18 protein-coding genes and 1 pseudogene are annotated in these 22,609 nt (G+C 37.4%); 14 read left to right on the forward strand and 5 right to left on the reverse strand.

Annotated features, from left to right (window positions below):
- Positions 1 to 76 precede the first annotated feature (76 nt).
- A complete protein-coding gene (locus tag CJZ72_RS09745) occupies positions 77 to 517 on the forward strand; it encodes a universal stress protein (RefSeq protein ID WP_081134450.1) in 441 nt (146 codons plus the stop codon).
- 213 nt (positions 518 to 730) lie between these two features.
- Entirely contained in the window at positions 731 to 1,561 is an 831-nt protein-coding gene (gene thiD / locus CJZ72_RS09750) for a bifunctional hydroxymethylpyrimidine kinase/phosphomethylpyrimidine kinase (RefSeq protein ID WP_095444044.1), read from the forward strand.
- A 177-nt stretch (positions 1,562 to 1,738) separates the two neighbouring features.
- On the opposite strand, the gene cls is transcribed toward thiD, so the two are convergent.
- The gene (cls, locus tag CJZ72_RS09755) at positions 1,739 to 3,190 is read right to left on the reverse strand and encodes a cardiolipin synthase (RefSeq protein WP_081134448.1); all 1,452 of its coding nucleotides are present in this window, start codon (positions 3,188 to 3,190) and stop codon (positions 1,739 to 1,741) included.
- 347 nt (positions 3,191 to 3,537) lie between these two features.
- Here cls and CJZ72_RS09760 point away from each other — a divergent pair, with 347 nt between their 5' ends.
- On the forward strand, positions 3,538 to 6,204 hold the full coding sequence (locus CJZ72_RS09760) for a cation-translocating P-type ATPase (RefSeq protein ID WP_081134447.1): 2,667 nt from the start codon (positions 3,538 to 3,540) through the stop codon (positions 6,202 to 6,204).
- Between the two features lie 313 nt (positions 6,205 to 6,517).
- Here the strand turns inward: CJZ72_RS09760 and CJZ72_RS09765 are convergent, their stop codons facing one another.
- Positions 6,518 to 6,997, reverse strand: a complete 480-nt coding sequence (locus tag CJZ72_RS09765; protein WP_173284528.1) for an RrF2 family transcriptional regulator — start codon at positions 6,995 to 6,997, stop codon at positions 6,518 to 6,520.
- 197 nt (positions 6,998 to 7,194) lie between these two features.
- Between CJZ72_RS09765 and CJZ72_RS09770 the strand changes: the two genes are divergently transcribed.
- From CJZ72_RS09770 to CJZ72_RS15115, 5 genes and pseudogenes are all read left to right on the forward strand, one after another.
- Positions 7,195 to 7,632: a hypothetical protein gene (locus tag CJZ72_RS09770; protein ID WP_081134445.1), complete on the forward strand. Its 438-nt coding sequence runs from the start codon at positions 7,195 to 7,197 to the stop codon at positions 7,630 to 7,632.
- A 115-nt stretch (positions 7,633 to 7,747) separates the two neighbouring features.
- Positions 7,748 to 8,548: a 2-oxo acid dehydrogenase subunit E2 gene (locus CJZ72_RS09775; RefSeq protein ID WP_081134444.1), complete on the forward strand. Its 801-nt coding sequence runs from the start codon at positions 7,748 to 7,750 to the stop codon at positions 8,546 to 8,548.
- Positions 8,549 to 8,639: 91 nt separating this feature from the next.
- Positions 8,640 to 8,996 (forward strand): alcohol dehydrogenase catalytic domain-containing protein, encoded by a 357-nt coding sequence (locus CJZ72_RS14520; protein WP_198324535.1) that lies wholly within the window; start codon positions 8,640 to 8,642, stop codon positions 8,994 to 8,996.
- Positions 8,963 to 9,652 (forward strand): quinone oxidoreductase family protein, encoded by a 690-nt coding sequence (locus tag CJZ72_RS09780; RefSeq protein ID WP_198324536.1) that lies wholly within the window; start codon positions 8,963 to 8,965, stop codon positions 9,650 to 9,652. The genes CJZ72_RS14520 and CJZ72_RS09780 overlap by 34 nt, the downstream gene beginning before the upstream one ends.
- Before the next feature lie 141 nt (positions 9,653 to 9,793).
- Positions 9,794 to 9,925, forward strand: a pseudogene (locus CJZ72_RS15115) (DUF3788 family protein); the annotation flags it as partial.
- A 101-nt stretch (positions 9,926 to 10,026) separates the two neighbouring features.
- Here CJZ72_RS15115 and CJZ72_RS09790 read toward each other — a convergent pair.
- Positions 10,027 to 11,118: a GntR family transcriptional regulator gene (locus tag CJZ72_RS09790; RefSeq protein WP_081134443.1), complete on the reverse strand. Its 1,092-nt coding sequence runs from the start codon at positions 11,116 to 11,118 to the stop codon at positions 10,027 to 10,029.
- 189 nt (positions 11,119 to 11,307) lie between these two features.
- Here CJZ72_RS09790 and CJZ72_RS09795 point away from each other — a divergent pair, with 189 nt between their 5' ends.
- The 4 genes from CJZ72_RS09795 to CJZ72_RS09810 are packed head-to-tail and all read left to right on the forward strand — an operon-like array spanning position 11,308 to position 15,380.
- Entirely contained in the window at positions 11,308 to 12,204 is an 897-nt protein-coding gene (locus CJZ72_RS09795) for a carbohydrate ABC transporter permease (protein ID WP_081134442.1), read from the forward strand.
- Positions 12,205 to 12,222: 18 nt separating this feature from the next.
- Positions 12,223 to 13,089, forward strand: a complete 867-nt coding sequence (locus CJZ72_RS09800) for a carbohydrate ABC transporter permease (RefSeq protein ID WP_005878664.1) — start codon at positions 12,223 to 12,225, stop codon at positions 13,087 to 13,089.
- A gap of 13 nt (positions 13,090 to 13,102) precedes the next feature.
- A complete protein-coding gene (locus CJZ72_RS09805) occupies positions 13,103 to 14,362 on the forward strand; it encodes an ABC transporter substrate-binding protein (protein WP_081134441.1) in 1,260 nt (419 codons plus the stop codon).
- A complete protein-coding gene (locus CJZ72_RS09810) occupies positions 14,355 to 15,380 on the forward strand; it encodes a glycoside hydrolase family 76 protein (protein WP_095443798.1) in 1,026 nt (341 codons plus the stop codon). The genes CJZ72_RS09805 and CJZ72_RS09810 overlap by 8 nt, the downstream gene beginning before the upstream one ends.
- Before the next feature lie 1,075 nt (positions 15,381 to 16,455).
- Here CJZ72_RS09810 and CJZ72_RS14765 read toward each other — a convergent pair.
- Positions 16,456 to 17,112: a hypothetical protein gene (locus tag CJZ72_RS14765; RefSeq protein WP_231436839.1), complete on the reverse strand. Its 657-nt coding sequence runs from the start codon at positions 17,110 to 17,112 to the stop codon at positions 16,456 to 16,458.
- 307 nt (positions 17,113 to 17,419) lie between these two features.
- Between CJZ72_RS14765 and CJZ72_RS09825 the strand changes: the two genes are divergently transcribed.
- The gene (locus CJZ72_RS09825) at positions 17,420 to 18,139 is read left to right on the forward strand and encodes a methyltransferase domain-containing protein (protein WP_081134438.1); all 720 of its coding nucleotides are present in this window, start codon (positions 17,420 to 17,422) and stop codon (positions 18,137 to 18,139) included.
- 204 nt (positions 18,140 to 18,343) lie between these two features.
- On the opposite strand, the gene CJZ72_RS09830 is transcribed toward CJZ72_RS09825, so the two are convergent.
- Positions 18,344 to 19,498 carry a hydroxymethylglutaryl-CoA synthase gene (locus tag CJZ72_RS09830; protein WP_081134437.1) on the reverse strand — a complete coding sequence of 385 codons (1,155 nt, stop codon included), beginning with the start codon at positions 19,496 to 19,498 and terminating at the stop codon, positions 18,344 to 18,346.
- A gap of 185 nt (positions 19,499 to 19,683) precedes the next feature.
- On the opposite strand from CJZ72_RS09830, the gene CJZ72_RS09835 reads away from it, so the two are divergent.
- Complete coding sequence (locus tag CJZ72_RS09835) at positions 19,684 to 22,122, forward strand: hydroxymethylglutaryl-CoA reductase, degradative (RefSeq protein ID WP_095443799.1); 2,439 nt, start codon at positions 19,684 to 19,686, stop codon at positions 22,120 to 22,122.
- Positions 22,123 to 22,609 lie beyond the last annotated feature (487 nt).

Consider the following 22,609-nt stretch of genomic DNA (forward strand, 5'->3'; position numbering starts at 1 on the left):
TATATAAAAATGATACAAGTAAATATTTGTTATGGGGACTCAATAGTGCTAGAATTAAGGCAAGGAGGCGTTTACAATGTTAGATGCGTATAAAAATATTTTAGTTGCAATTGATGGTTCGGAAAAAGCTGAAAAGGCTTTTATGGAGGCGATTGCAGCTGCTAAGAGAAATCAAGCAACTTTGCACATTTTGTATGTCAATGAAGTGACTGGCAACTATTTCGGTGACTTTGGGTTCCTGACACCAAATCTTCAAGAAGAATTAGATGAAGTAGCGGAAAAACAAATGAATGAGCATCGAAATCTGGCAATTGAAAAAGGATTGACAGATATCGAGACATATATTTTATATGGTTATCCAAAAACATTGATCGCAAACTTCAATGAATCCAAAGAACCAATCGATTTGATCGTGATGGGTGCGACAGGGTTAAATGCAGTGGAACGAGCGTTAGTTGGTTCAACAACTTCCTATGTAGTAAACCATGCACCATGTAATGTGCTCGTAATTAAATAACATTATCAATTAATAATAATGCTTTTAAGGAATTGCTTCTTGCTTTTCCTTAAAAGTTTTTTTAGTGTCTATTTCTTTATCATTGGTATGAAAACGCTAAATCCAAAGTATTTTCAAATAAATTTGATTGTAGGAGTAAAGTAGTGGTATAGTAACTGCAAAAGAAAAAATCAATCAAAAATGATAGATAAAAGAACGAAGGGAATGATCATGATGGAAGAACAATATTTACAAGTAATGACCATCGCTGGTTCAGATAGTGATGGCAGTGCCGGGATGCAAGCAGATATGCATACGTTTTTTACTCGAGGCGTTTATGGTGTCTCTGTAATGACTGCTTGCGTGGCAGGAAACTCATATGGCATTGGCGCAAGTGTGACGCTGCCAACTGACTTTATTGATAAAGAGTTTGCATTGATTGCAGAAGATTACCAAGTAAAAGCAGCAAAAACAGGGATGTTAGCTGATTCTACATTGATCGAAACAGTTGTTGAGAATTACCAAAAGTATGACTTCGGTCCTTTAGTCGTTGATCCTGTGATCGTGACCAAACATGGCAATCTGTTATTAGAGGAATCTGCTTTACAAAGCTTGAAAGACAAACTTTTACCTTTAGCAACAGTTTTGACTCCTAATTTTTATGAAGCAGAAAAATTGACTGGCCGATCATTGTCAGAAGAGGAAGATTACGTTCAAGCAGCAAAGGAACTCCAACAAATGGGGGCAAAAAATGTCATGATCAAAGGGCATCATTTAAAGGATGCAGACCAAAAAGACGTAAAAGATTATGTCTTGCTTGAATCCGGAAAGTCATTTTGGTTAAGTGCACCTTTTTATCCTACTGATCGTATCAACGGCACAGGGGATTCTTTATCTGCTTGTATTGCAGCAGAATTAGCTAAAGGAAAATCTGTTGAGGAAGCCATTCGTTTTGCGAAAGAATATGTGAATGTTGCGATACGAGAAGAAATCAACGTAGGGCATAAATATGGACCAATCAATCATTGGGCAGCTGGAGCATTGAAGGAATCTGCAGATTTCTAACATATATCTGGGTCGAAAATGAAAATAAACCAATAGAAAAAAGTTGACTACTTTGAAAATAGGCTTTCCTATTTTTTTGAGTAGCCAACTTTTTTTACGAACAGCTGATCGTTTTGATACGTGATCTATGAGAACCAAGAGTGTTAGATGAAAAATACTGGGAATAACTTATCCAGACTATAAAATTGGTGAGAACAAACGTGAAATTTGTTGTTTGAACAATAACCACTTAGACATTTCTTTGACTGTTTCAGTTGTCATCGGTGTACACTTTTCTTCATCAACCAAAAATTGGTCTGCTAATTGGTTCAAGAAGTCTGCATCGTAAATGACAGCACTAGTTTCAAAGTTCAGACGGTAACTACGAATATCTTGATTGGCAGAGCCCACCATACAGATTTCATCATCCATGATCAGTGTCTTTGCGTGTAGAAATCCATTTTCATACACTAAGATCTGCACGTTCTCTTTGATCAATTGTCTAGCATAATATTGAGTAGCGCGATAGATGAAGGGATGATCGGGCTTGTTTGGAATCATGATCTTGACTTCGACACCTGAGGCAGCTGCAATTTTTAAAGCTGCAAGTACACTTTCATCAGGTACAAGATAGGGTGTTTGGATCCAAATCCGTTTTTTCGCTGAAGTGATCAGTTTGATGAAGGATAACTTGATCTGCTCACGTTCATTGTTCGGACCGCTTGATACTAATTGAATAGATGTATTTTCATGTTTATAGTCTTTCCCTGGTTCTTTTTGGAAAAAGTAATTAAGATGATAGCCGACTTTTTTCTGTTCAGGAACTGAAACATTCCAATCTGTTAGAAAGCGTAATTGCAAGAGCGATGCTGCAGCTCCATAGATTCGAAGATGTGTGTCACGCCAGTACCCAAATTTTTTGGTTACGTTGACGTATTGATCAGCAATATTGAAACCACCGATATAACCGATTTTTCCATCGATCACAACAATTTTGCGGTGATCATGATAGTTTAGGCGAAAACGGAGCAATGCACGTTGAGAAGTAATAAATGTGTGAACGTGTCCACCATTTTTAATTAGTTTGTTGAAGTCCTTTGGTTTTGTTCCGTTGGAGCCAAAGGCATCATACAGTAAACGGACCTCTACTCCTTCTGCTGCTTTTTCTTCAAGTAACGACAAGATCTGTTGGCCAATATTGTCTGTTACAAAGGCATAATACTCAATATGGACGGAATGTTTGGCCGCTTTGATATCTTTTAATAGAGCGTCCAGTTTTTCTTGTCCATCTGTCAATAAAGTGACCGAATTTTTTCGAGTCAGTGGCATACGATTGAGTGAAGAGAAAAAATCAACGAATTGTTGATGTTCCAGATTTTCCATCAATGGATCATAGTGATCGATCGTGTCTCCTTTGAAATCTTGAAAATTTTCTAATTCTTTCAAGTCACTTTGTCTTAAATAGAATTTTTTCTTATCTGTCAGGCCACGCCCAAAGAAAAGGTAGAGTATAAACCCAATACCGGGAAGCGCGAAAAGTACAAGTAACCATGCCCAGATAGCAGCAACATCACGTGGTTTGATCAAAATAATAACTAAAGCAATGATGACGTTGATCAAATAAAGGACATAAATAATATTTGTTCCCACAGTCAAATCCTCCTTTTTTACAATAACAATAGTATAGCATGAGAACAAAAAGAAGCCTACAAATGAAGAACGCCATTTTTGTAAACAAGGTTGAAAATATCCAGTAAACTAAGCTAAAGTGGTTGCTTTTTGGCCTATATTCAGGTAGGATAATAGTACAGTTGAATATCTCCTTAGGGGAGTAACCGACAACATTTGTTGTGATAATATCAACAGTAAGTTAACCAAATGGTTATCTGGTATTGTATGAAATGGTGAGACCTAAGACAAATCCGCATTTGTCTTAGGTCTCTTTTTTTCAGTCAGGACAATTGCCGATAACTAAAAATCAAAATGGGGGATGAAATTTGGAAAACAAGGAACAGGCTCAGCAAGCCGTCTACAAGGAATCAATCGACTCGCTGATGCAAAAAACGCAGAGCTCGACCGAAGGATTGAGTACGACGCTCGCAAAAGAAAAGTTAGAAAGAGATGGATTGAATCAGCTAAAGGAAGCACCTAAGAAACCGACATGGAAATTGTTCTTAGAAACATTCAAAGACGCTATGGTCATCGTGTTGCTGATTGTCGCATTGATCCAAATGGTCATGGGTGACTACATCGAATTCTTAGTTATTTTTGCCGTGTTGATGTTGAACTCCGTGATCAGTGTTATCCAAACAAAAAAAGCAGAAGGCTCTTTAGAAGCATTAAAAAGTCTTTCCGCACCTGATGCGCGTGTTATCCGTGACGGAAAAGAACGGACGATTCCAGCAAATGAGTTAGTTGTTGGGGATATCGTCTTATTAGATGCAGGGGATTATGTACCTGCTGATGGGCGGCTGTTAGAAGCTGGTTCATTAAAAGTAGATGAAGGAATGCTTACTGGTGAATCGACAGCTTCAGAAAAAGAGGTTGTATCGATTGAGCAAACAGTACCGATCGGCGACCGTATAAATATGGTGTTTAGTGGAACGATCATCACTTATGGCCGCGGGAAATTCTTAGTAACTGCTACTGGGAACAATACAGAAATCGGAGAAGTTGCTGGGCTTCTTGAATCAACAACGGAACAAGTCACTCCTCTACAACGTGGATTAGACAAATTCAGTAAAAAATTAAGTTTGGCGATCCTAGCTTTATCACTAGTTATTTTAGGTATCCAATTATTCCGTATCTATTTAGGTGAGGGAACAGGGGATCTAACTGCAGATATCGTTAGTGCAGTCATGTTCGCAGTTGCTGTTGCCGTAGCGGCTATTCCAGAGGCATTGCAATCGATCGTAACAATCGTTTTGTCTTTAGGAACAAATAAAATGGCAAAACGTCATGCGATCATTCGTAAGTTACCTGCGGTTGAAACACTTGGATCAACAAGTATCATTTGTACCGATAAGACTGGTACGTTGACTCAAAATAAAATGACGGTAGTTGATTATTATTTGGCAAATGGTGCTACAGGAGACTTCACGAATGATCCAGCGAAATGGTCCGATGATGAACGCCGTTTGATTGAGATCAGTGTCTTAGCAAATGATGCTTCGATCAGTGAAGATGGTACAAAACTAGGTGATCCAACAGAAGTGGCATTCATTGATTTCAGTGAAAAGTTGAACCAGCCTTATCAAGAAATCCGAAATACCTATCCAAGACAAGCAGAATTACCATTTGATTCTGATCGTAAATTGATGTCAACGGCACATAACATCAACAATGGCCAATATTTGTTCGTCAAGGGTGGACCGGATATCATCTTTGGTCGTAGTAAAAAAGCGTTGGTCAATGGAGAAGTTGTGCCAATGACAGAAGAACTGATGACAAAATTCAAAGAACAAAATGAAGCTTTTTCAAATCGTGCGTTACGTGTTTTAGCTTTTGCGTATCGTCCAATCGAAAGCACAGAACTTTCATTTGAAGATGAAAATGACTTGATCTTAGTTGGATTGCTTGCAATGATCGATCCGCCAAGAGAAGAAGTGACACAAGCCGTCAAAGAAGCAAGAAGTGCTGGTATCAAGACGATCATGATCACAGGTGACCATAAGACGACTGCTGTAGCAATCGCCAAAGAAATCGGCATTTTTGAAGAAGGCGATCAAGCGTTGACTGGTACAGAATTAGATGATCTGACAGAAGACCAACTGAACGAAGTACTAGAAAAAGTGACCGTATATGCGCGTGTTTCACCAGAAAACAAAATTAGGATCGTACGAGCATGGCAAAATAAAGGCCATATTTCAGCGATGACCGGTGATGGTGTCAATGATGCACCAGCCTTGAAACAAGCAGATATCGGTATTGCAATGGGAACAGGTACGGATGTTGCGAAAGATGCTGCTGCAATGGTCTTGACTGATGATAACTTTGCATCGATCGTCAGTGCCGTTGAAGTAGGACGAAATGTCTTCGATAACATCAAGAAGGCCATTTCTTACCTGTTTTCAGGTAACTTGGGTGCAATCATTGCGATTATCTTTGCTTTAGTTGCGGATTGGTCAAACCCATTCACTGCATTACAATTACTATTTATCAACTTAGTGAACGACTCTCTTCCTGCTATTGCTTTAGGAACGGAAAAAGCGGAACCAGCAACGATGGGTAGACCACCAAGAGATCCAAATTCCGGTATTTTTACGGATAAAACGTTGATCTCAGTAACTTACCGTGGTGTATTGATCGGGATCGCAGTTATTTTTGCTCAATGGTTAGGGATGCAACACTCACCAGAATTTGGTGTAGCAATGTCCTTCTCTACATTGATCTGGTGCCGGACGTTACAAACATTTCCAGCACGTTCCAATACACAAACAGCGATCCAAGCTGGATTCTTCTCAAATCGAAGTGTCTTGTTAGCTGTTGTCGTATGTAGTGCATTATACTGCTTGACCATGATTCCTGGGTTAAAACAAGTCTTCTCAATTCCAGCTGCTTTTGGCTTAACTGAAGTCTTTACATGTATCGGAATTGCCTTAGTGACGGTTATTTTGATGGAAATCACAAAAATGATCCTTGTCCACGTACAAAAGAATAAATAAAACCAAAAAACGCTTGAAACAGCAATGTTTCGAGCGTTTTTTTTTCTAAGACAAATGATGTTGGTAATGACCAATTTTCGAATAATGGCTCTCCATCAAAATCTTGTTGATGGAGAAAAAATGGAACAAAACTTAGCTCGATATGCGGTGTGTTCTGTGCGCCACATATTTCTCGGAGTTAAACACTTCTGTCCCAACCCCTTTGTTCTCAATCAAAAAATGTAGCTAATGGATTTTGGTACATTTCATTGGAGGAGACAAAAGCTCAAGTATTCCTGACCTTTATTTAATTGTAATAAAGATATTGCCTGCCTTAATTTTCGTCAATCATTTTTGTCCAATCAATCTTGAGTGGTTTTCCATCCTCATCTTTTGGCATAACTTCTGAAAGAAAATGTTGAGCAAGAATTTCCTTAAATCCTGTTTCTGCTTCAGAAACAATCGATCTGAAGACTTGTCCTTGTTCCATTATTATATCTTTAGATAAAAACATGGAATAGATAGGTTCAAAATTTACTCCGTCTAAAAAATTTTTTTGAGGTTCAACAGCTTCATAAATATCCCAGAAACTGATTTCTTCAATAGGACGGTTCAGAGAATAGCCACCATTCTTTGAAGAAATAGATAAAATGATGCCTTGGTCTTTTAATTTTTTCGCTATTTTAATTAGATAGGTGTGTGAGACGTCCATTCTTTTGCTAATTTCATGCGACTTCAGCGTGACACCTTCTGGTAATTCTGCCAGCATAACCAGTATACCTATTGATTGGATAAAGGATTTACTTAATTTCAAGTGTACTCTCTCCTTTTTCGTTGACATAAATTATCCGAGGATATACAATGTCTAAAGATTCTTATTGAACTAGGATAGCATATATCCTCAAATAATGATACTTCGAATAAGGTGTCAACACAAGAAACTCATTATAGACGAAGATAAAATTATCTTCGTTTTAGAACAACTTAAACAAAAAATGGAGATGTAAAAGTATGAGTGGAACTAATCTTATTGATTTACTTATTGTGATTTGGGTTATTATCAATCAGTTGCGGCCAAAAGAAGTTGATCTCAATAGTAAAGGAAAATATGTGCTTTTTTTTATAGGACTTTATACTTTCTATAACGGTGTCTTATCTGGTGATTTTATCTTTACTCCGTTCTCAACACTGGGATTGGTTTTTGTGCTTCTTTTTCTGGCTGTGGGGCTTGCATTTTTAAGAGCCTATACAAGCAGAGTCTGGAAAGCAGATGGGCTTTTATATAGTCAAGGTACTTGGAAAACAGTTGTCATATGGTTAGTTATGATTGTACTTCATATGGTAGCAGATCATTTCATTAAAGGGCTAAATGACACATTCTTATTATATATAGGCATTTCATTGATTACTCAACATTGGTATAAACTCTCGGCTCTACGATCATATTGAAGATACACGTTTAATTAGGCATGTACAATAAGTTTATTTAACTCTACCAGAAAATGCAAAGTAAGTATTTCTAAAGTAGGGTGCTGTTAAAATAAAAAAAGGAGGATTTTATAAAATGATAAATTCAGACACAACAGACCATCATGAAGTTTTTGATTCACAGAGAAAGATGGTTGCTCACATGACATCTAAATCTTGGAAAGAAGTACCGCATGTATCTTATGTTTACCAACCTGATATTACGGATTTTTATACGGAGTACCGTAAAATAGCAAAGAAAGATAAAATTACAATTAATACGATTATGCTTAAAGTTATTACAGAGGGGTTACTTGCAGCTCCAGCTTTGAATGCACATTTGGAATACGACGATGAAACGAAAGAAGGTCAAATTCAATATAATAAAGATATTCATATTTCAATTCCATGGCAAATGCCTAACGGAACAATGTTTCCATTAGCAATCCATAGAGTGAATGAGTTATCACTAACTGAAATTGCTGAAAGTATAGCACGTCTTGGAGAAAAAGTTGAAAAGACTGATTTAAAAGAATTGGTGGGGATGCTCGCAACAGGAACACCAGATTCAAGTAACAATGACGGCTTGACAATAGAAGATATAAAAGGAGGGACCGTGACAGTATCAAACATTGGATCCCTTTACAAAGAACAGAAAGGTCATTTTTCATTACTTGAGATCATACCTCCAGAAGTTTTTGTTGTAGGTATTGGTGCTATTCAGGAAAGCGCAGGAGTCTATAGTGATAAAAATGGAAATAAACAAATCGGTATTAGAAAAGTTCTTCCTATGACTTTAGTATTTGATCATCGTGCAGTGGATTTCAGTGCACTGGTACCATTTTTAAAGAAACTTGATGAAATATTTGCTTTACCAAGTGTAATAAACGAATGGTAAAATAGGTCATTATTTTTATAATATTGATGATTGAGACAACTAATCTTAGTCATTCGAATAAAAATATCACTTGAGAAAGGTTCTGAATTTTATGATGAAAGCAGTAGTTTTGGATGAATTAGGTAATCTTGCTAGTTTAAACTATAAAGAGGTTGATGTACCTTCACCGGAAGAGGGAGAAGTAGTTGTGAAATTGAGAGCAGCAGCTGTTAACCGTCGTGAGCTAATGATTGCTAAAGGTCAATATCAGGGGGCAAGAGCTCCGATAATTCTTGGTTCCGATGGTGCTGGAGAAGTCTATTCATTGGGCAATCTGGTGAAAAGCTTTTCTGTTGGCGATCAAGTAATTATCAATCCCGGTCTAAATTGGGGGAAGGATAACAATAAAAAAATGTTGATTTTTCTATTTTGGGAATGCCTCAAAATGGTACTTATGCTGAATACGTAAAAGTTCCCGTAGAAAATATAGTTGAAAAACCCGCTCACTTGTCTTGGGAGGAAGCAGCTTCTCTACCCTTAGCAGGATTAACTGCGTATCGAGCTTTAGTTACAAAAGGGAAAATACAAAAAGGAGAAAAAGTTCTAATTCCTGGTGCTGGTGGGGGTGTAGCGACTTTCCTCATCCAATTCGCTCATGTTTTAGGTGCAGAGGTTTATGTAACATCAAGTAAAGAAGATAAAATTAATAAAGCAATGGAGTTAGGAGCTGTCGGAGGAGTCAATTATACGGAAGAAAACTGGGTAGAACAGCTACTGGAGTTGACTGGGGGAATTGATCTTAGCATAGATAGTGTTGGTGGTGACAGCTTTAAGTCGCTGATTACTCTTGGTAAAATCGGAAGCCGTATCGTAAATTTTGGATCAACCAGAGGTCCTATTAACAATTTGTTTTTACCCTCGTTGACACTGAAAGAAATTTCCATAATTGGATCAACAATGGGCAGTATGGATGATTTTTCTAAGATGATCAAACTTGTTAACGAAAAAGAAATTCATCCAGTAATCGATCGAGTATATTCATTACGAGAAGTGAATAAAGCGTTAGAGAGGATTGAAAAAGGTCAAAATTTCGGGAAAATAGTCTTAACTATGGACGAAATTTAGTTTCAGTCGATAAACTGGCATAAAAGAGGACGAGACAAAAGTCGCTTAGGTTTGAGAAATTGGATAAAAAAACGAACAATACGCTTTTTGTATTGTTCGTTTTTTTTAATTTCCGAAAAACCTGACTTTTGGACGCCGTTTATTCGAGAGAGGCTGGGACAGAAGTGTTTAACTCCGAGAAATAAGAAGAAATGAACGAAAATTGCTTTTCAAATTTTTGTGAATTTCGGCTTATTTCCGAAGGAGTTGCTTCTGCTCTCACCGTTTATTCGAGAGTCTGTAGCAAAACTGATTTTTAGATTTATCCCACATTCAGAAAGGACTTATAGCCCGTAAGCACAATTCTTTTAAAGGATGACTATGATTGTCTAACATCAAAGAGAAGAAACTGAATCACCTTCGATGAGTTGATAGCCAAGATTTACTTTTTCAATCAGCGTAGGATCTTTGATTTTCCTTAGTAATAAGGTCATTGCTTCATGGCCAATAGAAGTTTGGTCCTGTTCGATGTGTGTGAAAGTAAAGGCGTTCAAATCGAATAAATTGATCGTTGGGTGATCGAAACAGACGATAGAATAATCATTTGGAACAGCTTTGTTTTGTTGTTCGATTGCGCTTTTGGCTAATAAAGCAATGTTGTATTCTGTAGTGAATAGTGCAGTGATCTCTGGATTTTTTTGTAAAAACTCAACAATCAGTTCGACATCTTCTGTGATACTTCTTGAAGAACCTGGGACAACTGAATCAATGACTGAAAAAATCTGCTTTTGACTGACTGCTCGGTTTGCATCGACATGAGCAGATAGAAAGCCGTCAACACGCTCGTCAATCGTAGAAACACGACTATCCGAGGTAAGTAAGCCGATTTTTTGATGACCTTGATCGAATAGATAGTTTGTCAATTCTTTTGATGCAGAGAAGCTATCTGTTTGGACGCTACATACAGGAAGTTGGTCCATTAGGCGATCGATGACTACGACTGGGAAATCTCGGGCAATCAACTCTAAGATTTTTGGTGAAGTATATTCAGAAGATGTAGGTAGAAGGATCAATCCTTGAATCCCTAAATCGATTAATTCTTGGATATATTCATTTTCTTTTTTTAAATCGCCATAAGTGACTTTAACAATGACATTCAGCTTTTCCGCATCGTAGTTTAAAATACTTCTGAGAATCTGTGTACCAAAAAAATCAGAAAAATTGGTGATGACTAATCCGATGATCAGTTTTTCAAAAGTTGATTCGTTTTTGCGATTACTGATGATCACTGAACCTTTTCGAGGTTTTCTGAGGATGTAGCCTTCTTCTTTTAATAAATCTAGTGCTTTTTTTGCTGTAATCGTACTTACGCTATATAAGGCGGCTAATTCTTTTTCAGTAGGTAAAAGGTCATTTATTTCATAGTGCCCTTGTTCGATCTGTTTTTTTAAATCTGTGTAGATCATTTGATATAATGGTGCGCTCAATAGGATCCCTCCATTCATTTATTTGATTATATATATATATATTAAATATAACATATATTTTAATCAAGTAATTTATTTTAAAAAACACGATTGAAAGCGTTGACAAATAAGAATTAATATATATAATCTAATTTGTAAGATATTTAATATATTAAATGATTTATAAGTATATGTAAAGGAGGAGGGGAAATGGAACAAACGAACAAAGGAAAGAAACGTAGGGGGATAAATGAACAACAAAATATTGCCTATTTATTTATTCTAGTACCAGTTAGCTTGCTTCTCATTTTTGGTATTTTTCCTATTTTAATGGCTTTATACTTTAGTTTCACAGACTACAACATCATTGAACCCGCTAACTGGATAGGTTTCGCTAATTTCCAAAAGATTTTTCAAGATGAATTTTTCTTTGTTTCATTAAGAAATACGTTAGTCTACACATTTTTGTATGTTCCCTTAGGTTTGATAGTCGCTTTAGGAACGGCGATCCTGTTAAATAAAAAAGTGAAAGTCACGAATCTATTTCGCACTTTTTTTTACTTACCAGTACTGTGTTCAACGGTAGCGACTGCAACGATCTGGTATTGGCTATTGAATCCGCAGTATGGTTTGCTTAATCAGCTGTTGCGACTCATTGGAATTGATGGTCCTGCATGGCTCTATAGTTCGAATTGGGCGATGACAGCCATCGTCATTATGAGTGTCTGGATGACCTTTGGCGGGAATATGATGATTTTCTTGGCTGGACTTCAAGGAATCAATCCCGCCCTTTATGAAGCCGCCGATATAGAGGGAGCAAGCTCTTGGCAAAAATTCCGACACATTACGTGGCCTCAGTTATCAAAAACGACTTTTTTAGTCACGACACAGTTGATCATCGGCGCCTTCCAAGTTTTTGATCAAGCATATATGTTAACGAAGGGCGGTCCTGGAAATTCGACGATTACCTTAGTTTATTATATTTACAATAAAGGTTTTGGCGGACTGGAAATGGGTTATGCCTCTGCACTTTCATTTATTCTATTTTTGATTATTTTTGTCTTTTCTTTAGTGAATATGAAATTGACGAACAAAGAAATCAATTGAAGGAGGTAAGGAACAACGATGTTAAAGAAGAAAACTGTGAACCTCTGTTTATGGTATGTCGTAGTGATTATTATCAGTCTAACAACTGTATTGCCGTTCGTATGGACGATCTCTACTTCTTTCAAATCGGATAGTGAAATTTTAAGTGGAACGATGAATTTTCTTCCGAAGCAGTTTACATTGGACCATTATAAAGAGGTCTTTTCAACGATGCCATTTTTGACCTATCTGAAAAACTCCTTGATCTTAGCGCTAGGGGGTGTAGTAACGAATCTCTTTTTTGGTTCGTTAGCAGGTTATGCTTTTGGACAGTTGAAATTTAAAGGGAAAAAAGCACTGTTTTTGGTTTTTTTAGCTTCCATGATGATCCCGAGTATCGTCACGATGATCCCGACGTTTATTGTACTAAGAGGCTTTCCACTGATGGGTGGGAATGATCTCACCGGTTCAGGCGGGCTAGGATTGATCAATTCCTATTGGGCGATTTTACTTCCTGGGGCAGCAGGCGCATTCTCCATCTTTTTCATGAAACAGTTTTTTGAACAGTTACCCCATGAATTAGGCGAAAGTGCCAGAATTGACGGGGCTAGTGAGTTCAAGATATTTATGAAAGTTTATTTCCCGTTGGCAAAACCGGCGTTAACAACATTGGGCATCATGACCTTTCAATCTGGTTGGAATGCATTTATGTGGCCTCTGATCGTTTTGAATTCGGATGAAATGAAAACGGTTCAGGTGGGGCTGGCTGCGTTTCAGTACAATTACAGTACAAACTACGGGCCATTGATGGCAGGGACGATCTTAGCTACTTTACCAGTCCTAGTACTATTCATAATGGTCCAAAGAAATTATGTTCAAGGATTAGCAGAGGCAGGAATAAAATAAAAGGAGTAGAAAAATGAAAAAATTTTTTAAGAGCCTGATGATCATTGGTTTACTTGTATTACTTGGTGCTTGTGGTAAAAAGGAGACACAGTCTGGTGGGGCAAGTGATGGGAAACAAAACATCACTTTTTGGGGATCTTGGAGTGGTTCGCAAGTCGATCAATTGAATCAATTGATCGAGAAATACAATAAGAGTCAAGATTCTTATAAGGTTACTTATAAAGTCCAAGATAACGTAGAAGAAAAGCTTCTGACAGGTATGGCTGGCGGAGAAATTCCTGACGTGATCTTATGGGATCGTGTCAATACGGGAATGTATGCCCAAAAAAATGCTTTAATGGATTTAGATGAGTTGATCAAGAAAGATAAAGTTGATTTAAATGAATTTTACGAAGAAACAGTAAAAGAGATGTCCTACGATGGGAAACAATATGGCATACCATTATTAGTGGACAACCGCTCACTTTTCTACAATAAGAAACTACTGAAAGAAGCAGGAGTTACACCGCCAAAAACGTGGGCAGAATTGTTGAATGTTGCTGAAAAAACAACGAAGTGGGACGGAAATCAACTTGTTCAAGCTGGTTTCTCGTTGGACGATGTAGGACTATTCAATATGTGGTTGCAACAAGCTGGCGGTACGATGCTTTCTGAGGATGGGAAAAAGACAGCTTTCAACTCTAAAGCTGGTTTAGAAGTCGCTGATTTTTGGAATCAGTTATTGAATGAGAAAAAAGTCTATCAACAGGGATTCAATGATGGAACGGATGCTTTTGCTGCGGGGAAAGTCGCAATGACATACAACGGACCATGGGCACTTTCAGATTACAACAAAGTCGATGGATTAGATTACGGAGTTGTTCCTCCTGTTACAGGTCCCAATGGCGATAAAGGCGCATTAACTGGCGGATTTGGTCTAGTCATCCCGAAAACTGCTAAAAATAAAGACGCCGCTTGGGATTTCATCAAATGGTGGACGACGAATCCAGAAGTGGGTATCGAATTTGCCAAGATATCAAACTGGCTTCCTGCAAACAAAGCCGCAGCGCAAGATAGCTATTTCCTTGAGAATGATAAATACAAAGCATTTGTGGAAACAATGGATTTTGCCAAAATCCGTCCGACTGTTGCAGGGTATTCTGATCTTGAGAAACTGGCTGTTAATCCACAATTGGAAAATATGCTAGCAGAAAAAGAAACACCTCAAGAAGCCTTAGAAAATGCGCAAAAACAAGGTGATAAAATTTTGAAAGAAGGATCGACGAATGACTAAATTTGAACAATTAGCTGAACAAGCACAAAATAGTATTGATTATTTTTATCTGTCAAAGGATAAAAAACAGTGGTTGAACAACGTGTATCCATTAACAGACCAAGCACAAAACGAAACTTTCCATTACTGGTGGATGGCCCATCTGATCGACGTACGCATCGATGCATATCTACGTACAAAAAATGAAGAATATCTGCGATTAGCCGAAGAAACTTATCGTTATAATAAAGAAAGAAATAACGGCACATTACTACATGAATATTATGATGATATGCTTTGGAATGCTTTAGCAGCCTTACGCCTGTACCAACAGACCAATAAACAAGTGTATTTGGCTGATGCACGCGAAGTTTGTTTAGATATTTTCGACACCGCTTGGAATGACCAAATGGATGGCGGTTTTGCGTGGAAAAGAACACGACTTGACTACAAGAACACACCTGTAAATGGCCCAATCATGATTTTGGCCTTACGCTTGTATCAAATCGAAGAAAATCCTATCTATTTAGAAATGAGTAAAAAAACACTCGCTTGGATGAAAAAGACATTAGTACAAGAGGATTCTAAGTTTGTAGAGGATGGGGTCAATCGTAACGGCGATGGGAAAATCGATTACCAATGGAAGTTCACGTATAATCAAGGTGTCTATATTGGCGCATTGATCGAATTTTATCATGTTACAAAAGATACTAGCTATTTGGAAGAAGCACTGCAATGTGCACAAACCTCTATTGAAGTCCTTGTTGAAAAAGGGGTATTCAATGATGAAGGAGATGGTGGAGATATCGGATTATTCAAAGGTATCGAGTACCGCTACTTGCAACTGCTTTACAAAGAAACACATGCAGAATTTATCCGTTCATTCATTGAATCAAGTTGTCAGATTTTAGCCGAACATGGGAAACGAGGAGAGTATCTCTTAGCGTACCGTGATTGGTTGGAAAACAAGCCAGAAAGTGTTTGTCTCTCTGACCATTTGTCTGGTGTGATGGCACTAGAGAGCGCTGCGTCTCTCTAGCAGATCAAACGAAAAGGTCATAATATGAAAAGAGCGTGGGATAGAAGCAATACTTTTATCTCACGCTCTTTTCATGAATAAATGGTGGGAGCAACTCCATCGTAAGTTGGAATTTACAAAAATTTAAAATCATTACCTAGACAAATGATAAATAAGCGAATATACAGAGTTAGAAAAAATGAACAGTATCAAATAAATCAGTCGGCTTTATTGATTGTTTTGATAGAGTAAACAGAGCTTTGAAGGAAAAAATGGGATGATTGTATCGCCTAAAAAAAAATTAGATAAATATCAAGAAAGAGTAAGAGAGAGTAGATAAAAAGTTTGATGGAAAAGTAGAGGAAGATATAGTAGTAAAATAAGAGCGGTACAGAGTTTTAAAAACAGAAGTATTTATTTAGCAACTGCTGAAAATTAGTAGTTTATAATTTACATAAGACTACAGCTATGTATAGTTATGGTTTTCGATTTATTGTTAAAATGTACTTCTAATAGACCTTTAGAAGGAAATACTTGACATGTCGATATTAGCAATAGTCATTGCAGTTGCATTAACGTTGATTTATTTTTTACTTATAAATCCAAAAATCAAATATTTTTTTTGGTTTTTGGGAATAATTTACTGGAATAATCCTTACTTCTTTTCAATTGTTACCAATCACTTTAGATCATCTATTGATCTCTTTTTTCTTGCTATGGGAGTAAGTGTCTTTTTTATTCCAACGTTTTTTATTGTTTCAAGTATTCAAACCATCATTAGTGTTTTTTTAGACAGAGACTACATAAAAATCTTAACATCTGTTTGTCTAATACTATTCACACTAATATATTATAAGGACGTAATAGATGTTAGCGTGACTACATTTGATTGGGGAAAATGTTGTTTAAGGATCATTATACTAGTTGGCACGATTTTTCTTTTTTTCAAAAAAGAAGCATATCGGCAAAGACACTAGCCAATGAAAAATAATTTTGGCGTCTTCAAGATAAAACTGACCGGAGTATTGAAATGCGTAGGTGCTTTTCAATACTCCGATCAGATCTGTCACATCGCTAAATTTTTTGAAAAAAAATTTTACTTATTCTTTATTCTTGATAAATCAATGTCACCAGTGTATTTTTCCAGGTTAATTAGTTTTATGACTTGGGAAGTATCCCCAGTATCCACTGATACTAACTTGGTAGTAAGAACTTTTTGAGATTCGTCTTGAAGTGTTGCTTCTGGAGTTCCAGCTGATGTAAATTCCCAATAGAGATTGGTGGGTACATCATAGAGATGGATCGTGCCATTATGATTACTACCATATGTGACAGAGCCATCGATCTTACGTCCACCAGATAATTGAATCACATCTTCTGGAAAAACAGCACTATTGGAGATAGAAGGAACAATGGACGTGCCAGCAGGGATTCTTTGAATATACAATGTATCGATTTCTTGATTTGCGCCAAGTTGTAGCCAGATCCGAGCATACTCGATTTGGTCATCCGTATAGGTGGTGAGAGATTGATTTGTAGAAATTTTAGTTTCTGTATTATCTGTAGTAGAAGTGGAAATACTGCTGGTGGTGGACTCAATGGGTGAACTACCAGAGTCAGTGTGACTGGTCGATGAGTGATTCTCATAAGAGGTTGTATCTTTCGGTTGATTTTTACTTTCATCATGAGAAGTAACACACCCGCTTAAAGAGAATAAACCAAAGAAAACAAACAACAAAGTAAATTTTTTCATTAAGATACTCCTTCAAAATATATATTTTTCTTCATCCCGTTGATTCTTAGCTGCTTAGAAAATACAAAAATCCATTTGTATCTTTGTGCAACTCTTAATAAGAAACAGTCTATCATAAAAACATATTCAAGAAAATAACATCTGGATAAGTGAAGTATGTAGATAAAGAAAATCAAATGAAAAGCCAATTTTTTTGAATATCTTTTTGAAAAATAGATCAATGTGTTAGAATCTCAACATAAGAATGAAATTTACTAAGTTATATTATTTATTCCGAAAAGTGGAAAAACAAATAGGAGAATCAACCATGGACGAATTAGATTGGAATGAATTTGCCCCCGAGTATTATCAAAATCAACTGGAATCACGCACGACGATCGTAGAAGATGTTATCGCCTTTTTAAAAAGTAAGAAAGTATTACCTGCATCTGACCTGATAGATGTAGCAGGTGGTGCTGGGCGCTATTTACCTATGGCGAAAGAAGTAGGAAGCTACAAATTATTTGATTTTTCAACCGAAATGTTGCGCTTTGCCCAACAAGAAGCAAATAAGCTGGGGGTGAAAAACGTCCAAATGATGAAGCAGTCTTTCGAAGATTTTTTAGAAAATAAAGAAAGTGCTGAAGTGATTTTTACTGCTGCAAATCCAGCATTGGATAATACAAAAAAATTAGAACAAATGCTGAAAAAAATGAATCAGGCTTGTGTAATCCTCCGAGTCGTCCACTCAAGGGATGATCTTTTTATTCCTTTAGAAGAACGGTTAGGGATTTTTGAAGAAGATCCGACGGTTTCTCCAGATTTAATGGATCTTTTTGAAACATTTTTAACACAAAATGATTATTCCTATCAAAAACAGGATTTCACGTATGTTCTCAAAGAAGAAATCACTCGTTCATTGATGGAGGATTACTATGAAGAGTATAAAGAAGATCAACGACTGACTGATTTTCTTGACCAGCATTTTCTCCAAGATGAACAAATCAGTACAACCCGTTTGACCTACCGCTTGTTGCTGATCCAATAAAAAGTAAATTGAGAGGGCAAAAGCAAAAGTAGTACTGGATACGTAAAAATTGGGGATGTTACCCCCATTATGTAAATAAACGATCAGCCGAAGGAACTCAAAATAAAGAATACTATTTTGGTTCCTCCGGCTGATCGTCGTCATTTATTTTAGAATCTTTTGTTGCTTATATACAACTCACTGCTTTAATTGATAAAAGGCGTATTACTGTTTGTAATAGCGGATATCATTTTCTACTTTATAGATTGAAAAAGGTACCTCAGAAGTATATTCTGCAGATTCGCCATTTTCTGGTAATTTTTCGCTAAAGATCGCTTCGTATTCGGCAACAGTGACTTGTTTTCTTGCATCTAGCATTTCTTGATGGCTCTCGGTCATTAGGAATTCTTGGTAGCCTTCGACTAGATAGCCTGTAAAGAATTCACTGACTGCGCCAGAACCATAACTGAATAGGCCAATACGATCACCAGATGATAAAGTTTGAGAATTTTCCAAAAGAGAAATCAAACCTAGATAGAGCGAGCCAGTATATAAATTACCGACTCGGCGGCTATACCGAATGCTTTCTTCATAACGTTCTAACAAACGCGTTTGGTTTTCTTCGTCTGTCTGATCTAATACACTTTGCAACGCTTTTTTTCCCATTTTTGTATAAGGGATATGGAAACTCAATGCGTCATAATCTTCTAGTTTAAGACCAGTGAGTTCTTTATGATGATTCCAGACTTTTTGGAATGATTCAATATAAGTTGAATTTGATAATGGCCCGTCTACTATAGGAAATTCACTATAATCTGGGCGCCAAAAATCGTAGATATCTTCTGTCAAGAAGGTACTATCATCTTCGATTGTAAGGATTCGTGGATCAGCAGTGACCATCATTGCGACAGCACCAACGCCTTGTGTGACTTCGCCGCCACTTGCCAAGCCATAACGAGCCATATCACTAGCAATGACCAAAACTTTACGATCTTGATGATTTTTCACATATTCTTTTGCCATATGCAAGGCTGCCGTTCCGCCGTAACAAGCTTCCTTGACTTCAAAGGAACGAGCAAAAGGTTGGACTTTAAGCAAATGGTGGATGATCACAGCACTTGCTTTCGAGTGATCGATACCTGATTCTGTTCCAACGATCACCATATCGATGAGTTCGCGGTCTTGTTCCGACACGATCCTGCTGGCAGCATTTGCACCCAATGTGATGATATCTTCCGAAACGCGGTTAAGAGCCATCTGATCTTGACCGATACCGATATGGTATTTAGCAGGATCATCTCCTCGATGGTTGGCTAATTCTGTCATATCTAAATATAAATTTGGAATAAAAAAGGAAAGACGATCGATCCCTATTTTCATTTCAACACCTCTTTATTTGTGATAAAAAAACTTACTTTACTAAAGTATCATAAAATGATTAAAAGAAATACAAAAAAGCGAATATTTAAGGATTGTTAAAATTTGTTTCTCGTTTATTTTGAAGAAGTAATGTACTATTTGTTTTTGGCGAAAACAATGGTATATTTTTGTAGGAGGTGGCTTACTTGAAGGAAGTCGTAATTATAGATGCTGCAAGAACGCCAATTGGTAAATATAAAGGTAGTTTGAGCAATTTTTCTGCAGTTGAATTAGGGACAATGGTTACTAAAAAATTGCTAGAAAAAGCAAGTATCAAAAAAGATGAGATCAACCAAGTGATTTTTGGAAATGTCTTACAAGCGGGAAATGGCCAAAATGTTGCCCGTCAAATCTCGATCAATAGTGATATTCCTGTAGATGTTCCTGCAATGACTATCAATGAAGTCTGTGGTTCAGGGATGAAAGCAGTGATTTTAGCGCGTCAGCTGATTCAATTAGGTGAGGCAGATCTAGTAATAGCTGGGGGAACAGAGAGTATGACCCGGGCGCCTTTACTACAACAATTTGATTCTGAAACCACTTCATATAATGGACCAATTTCAAGCATGGTCAACGATGGTTTGACTGATACTTTTTCAAACACGCATATGGGGTTAACTGCTGAGAATGTAGCAGAACAGTTCGGAGTGACGAGAAAAGAGCAAGACCAATATGCATTAGACTCACAATTAAAAGCAGCCAAGGCAACGGAAAATAATGTATTCAAAGAAGAAATCATACCTGTTCCACTAACGGATGGAACATGGTTGGAAAATGATGAGGCGATACGTGGTAATAGTTCATTAGAAAAACTAGGAACATTAAAAACGGTATTCTCAGAAAATGGAACGGTCACAGCTGGAAATGCTTCTCCATTGAATGATGGTGCGTCAGTAATGATCCTAGCTTCAAAAGAGTATGCACTAAAAAATGATCTTCCGTATCTAGCAACGATCAAAGGTGTGGCGGAAATCGGTATCGATCCTAGTATCATGGGAATCGCACCGATCAATGCGATCAATTCACTGTTAGAAAAGACAGATGTTTCATTAGATGCGATTGATCGATTTGAGATCAATGAAGCATTTGCTGCCTCGTCCATCGTTGTTAATCGTGAACTTCAACTTGATCCAGAAAAAGTAAATAGTGATGGTGGAGCTATTGCTTTAGGACACCCGATTGGCGCTAGTGGTGCAAGAATCCTGACGACATTGAGTTATGGATTGCAGAGAAATGAGCAAAAATACGGCATCGCTTCTTTATGTATCGGTGGAGGTCTGGGACTAGCAGTCTTACTTGAGGCAAATCAAGAAAAAGCAGGATCATTCGACGAAAAAAAAAAGTTCTATCAGCTGACACCAGAAGAACGTAGAAGTCAGTTAGTTCGCGGAGGCGTGATTGCTGAAAAAAGTGCGGATCAACTAAAAAATGAACGTTTGTCTGAAGACATTGCGAACCATTTGATTGAGAATCAAATAAGCCAAGTGGAGATTCCTATGGGCGTTGCCCAAAATTTTCAGATCAATGGTGAAAAAAAATGGGTTCCCATGGCAACAGAAGAACCATCTGTTATAGCAGCAGCTAGCAATGGAGCGAAAATTTGTGGGAATATCACTGCAAAAACGCCACAAAGACTGATGAGAGGCCAGATCGTGTTGACCGGTAAGTCTGAATATCAGACAATCATCGAAGCAATAAACACACGAAAAGATGAACTGTTTTTGTGTGCAAACAATAGCTATCCTTCCATTGTTAAACGCGGTGGCGGAGTGAGAGATATATCTACGAGAGAATTCATGGGAAGTGATCATGCCTATGTATCAATCGATTTCTTGATCGATGTCAAAGATGCCATGGGGGCGAATATCGTCAATGCGATTTTAGAAGGAGTCGCCAGCCAATTGAGAAGCTGGTTCCCAGATGAAGAGATTTTATTCAGTATTTTGAGTAACTTAGCAACCGAATCTCTTGCTACAGCATGTTGCACGATTCCTTTTGAATATTTAGGTAAAAGCAAAGAAGCTGGAAGACAAGTTGCCGAAAAGATCCAACAGGCAGCGGAATATGCAAAGCTAGATGTTTATCGGGCAGCAACGCATAATAAAGGTGTCATGAATGGGATCGAAGCGGTCATCTTAGCAACTGGTAATGATACCAGAGCGGCATCCGCAGCTATTCATGCATATGCTTCAAGAAATGGCTTTTACCAAGGATTGACCGATTGGAAGATAGTTGATGGACAGTTAGTGGGTAAATTGACTGTACCTTTAGCTGTTGCGACCGTAGGAGGCGCTTCAAAGATTTTACCTAAAGCGAAACTTGCACTTGAAATACTTGATGTCTCTTCTGCAAAAGAATTGGCACAAGTAATTGCGGCTGTGGGATTAGCTCAGAATTTAGCGGCATTGAAAGCTTTAGTAACAGAAGGCATCCAAAAGGGGCATATGTCCTTACAAGCACGAGTATTAGCCATTACTGTTGGTGCAACTGGGGATGAAATCGAACAAGTTGCGGCATATTTAAGAAAAGCAGATACCATGAATCAACAGCTTGCAAGTGATTATTTGCTAGAAATCCGTTCTTGATTTTTTTTAGTAAAAATCGTGTTGATTGATGTTGATCAGTGCATTCGTATGGGTAATGTGGGATAAATCTAAAAATAAGTTTTGTTACAGACTCTCGAATAAACGGCGGGAGCAAAAAGCAACTCCTTCGGAAATAAGCCGAAATTCACAAAAATTTGAAAAGCAATTTTCGTTCATTTCTTCTTATTTCTCGGAGTTAAACACTTCTGTCCCAGCCTCTCTCGAATAAACGGCGTCCAAAAGTCGGGTTTTCGGAAATTTCAAAAAAACGAGCAATACAAAAAACGTATTGTTCGTTTTTTTCTCCAATTTCTCAAACCTAAACGACTTTTGTCTTGACCTCTTTGAACTGTTATATGAATGAGGAAGCGTTGTTTGACACCTGTCCAATCAGAGAGCCGAGGCAGATAAATGCCTTAGGTTCTTTTTTCTTAAAAAATAGTTGGAAAACGGCTCATTTTTAATGATTTTGCGTATATATCTAAGT

It is taken from the genome of Enterococcus durans (assembly GCF_002277935.1).
Lineage (GTDB): Bacteria > Bacillota > Bacilli > Lactobacillales > Enterococcaceae > Enterococcus_B > Enterococcus_B durans.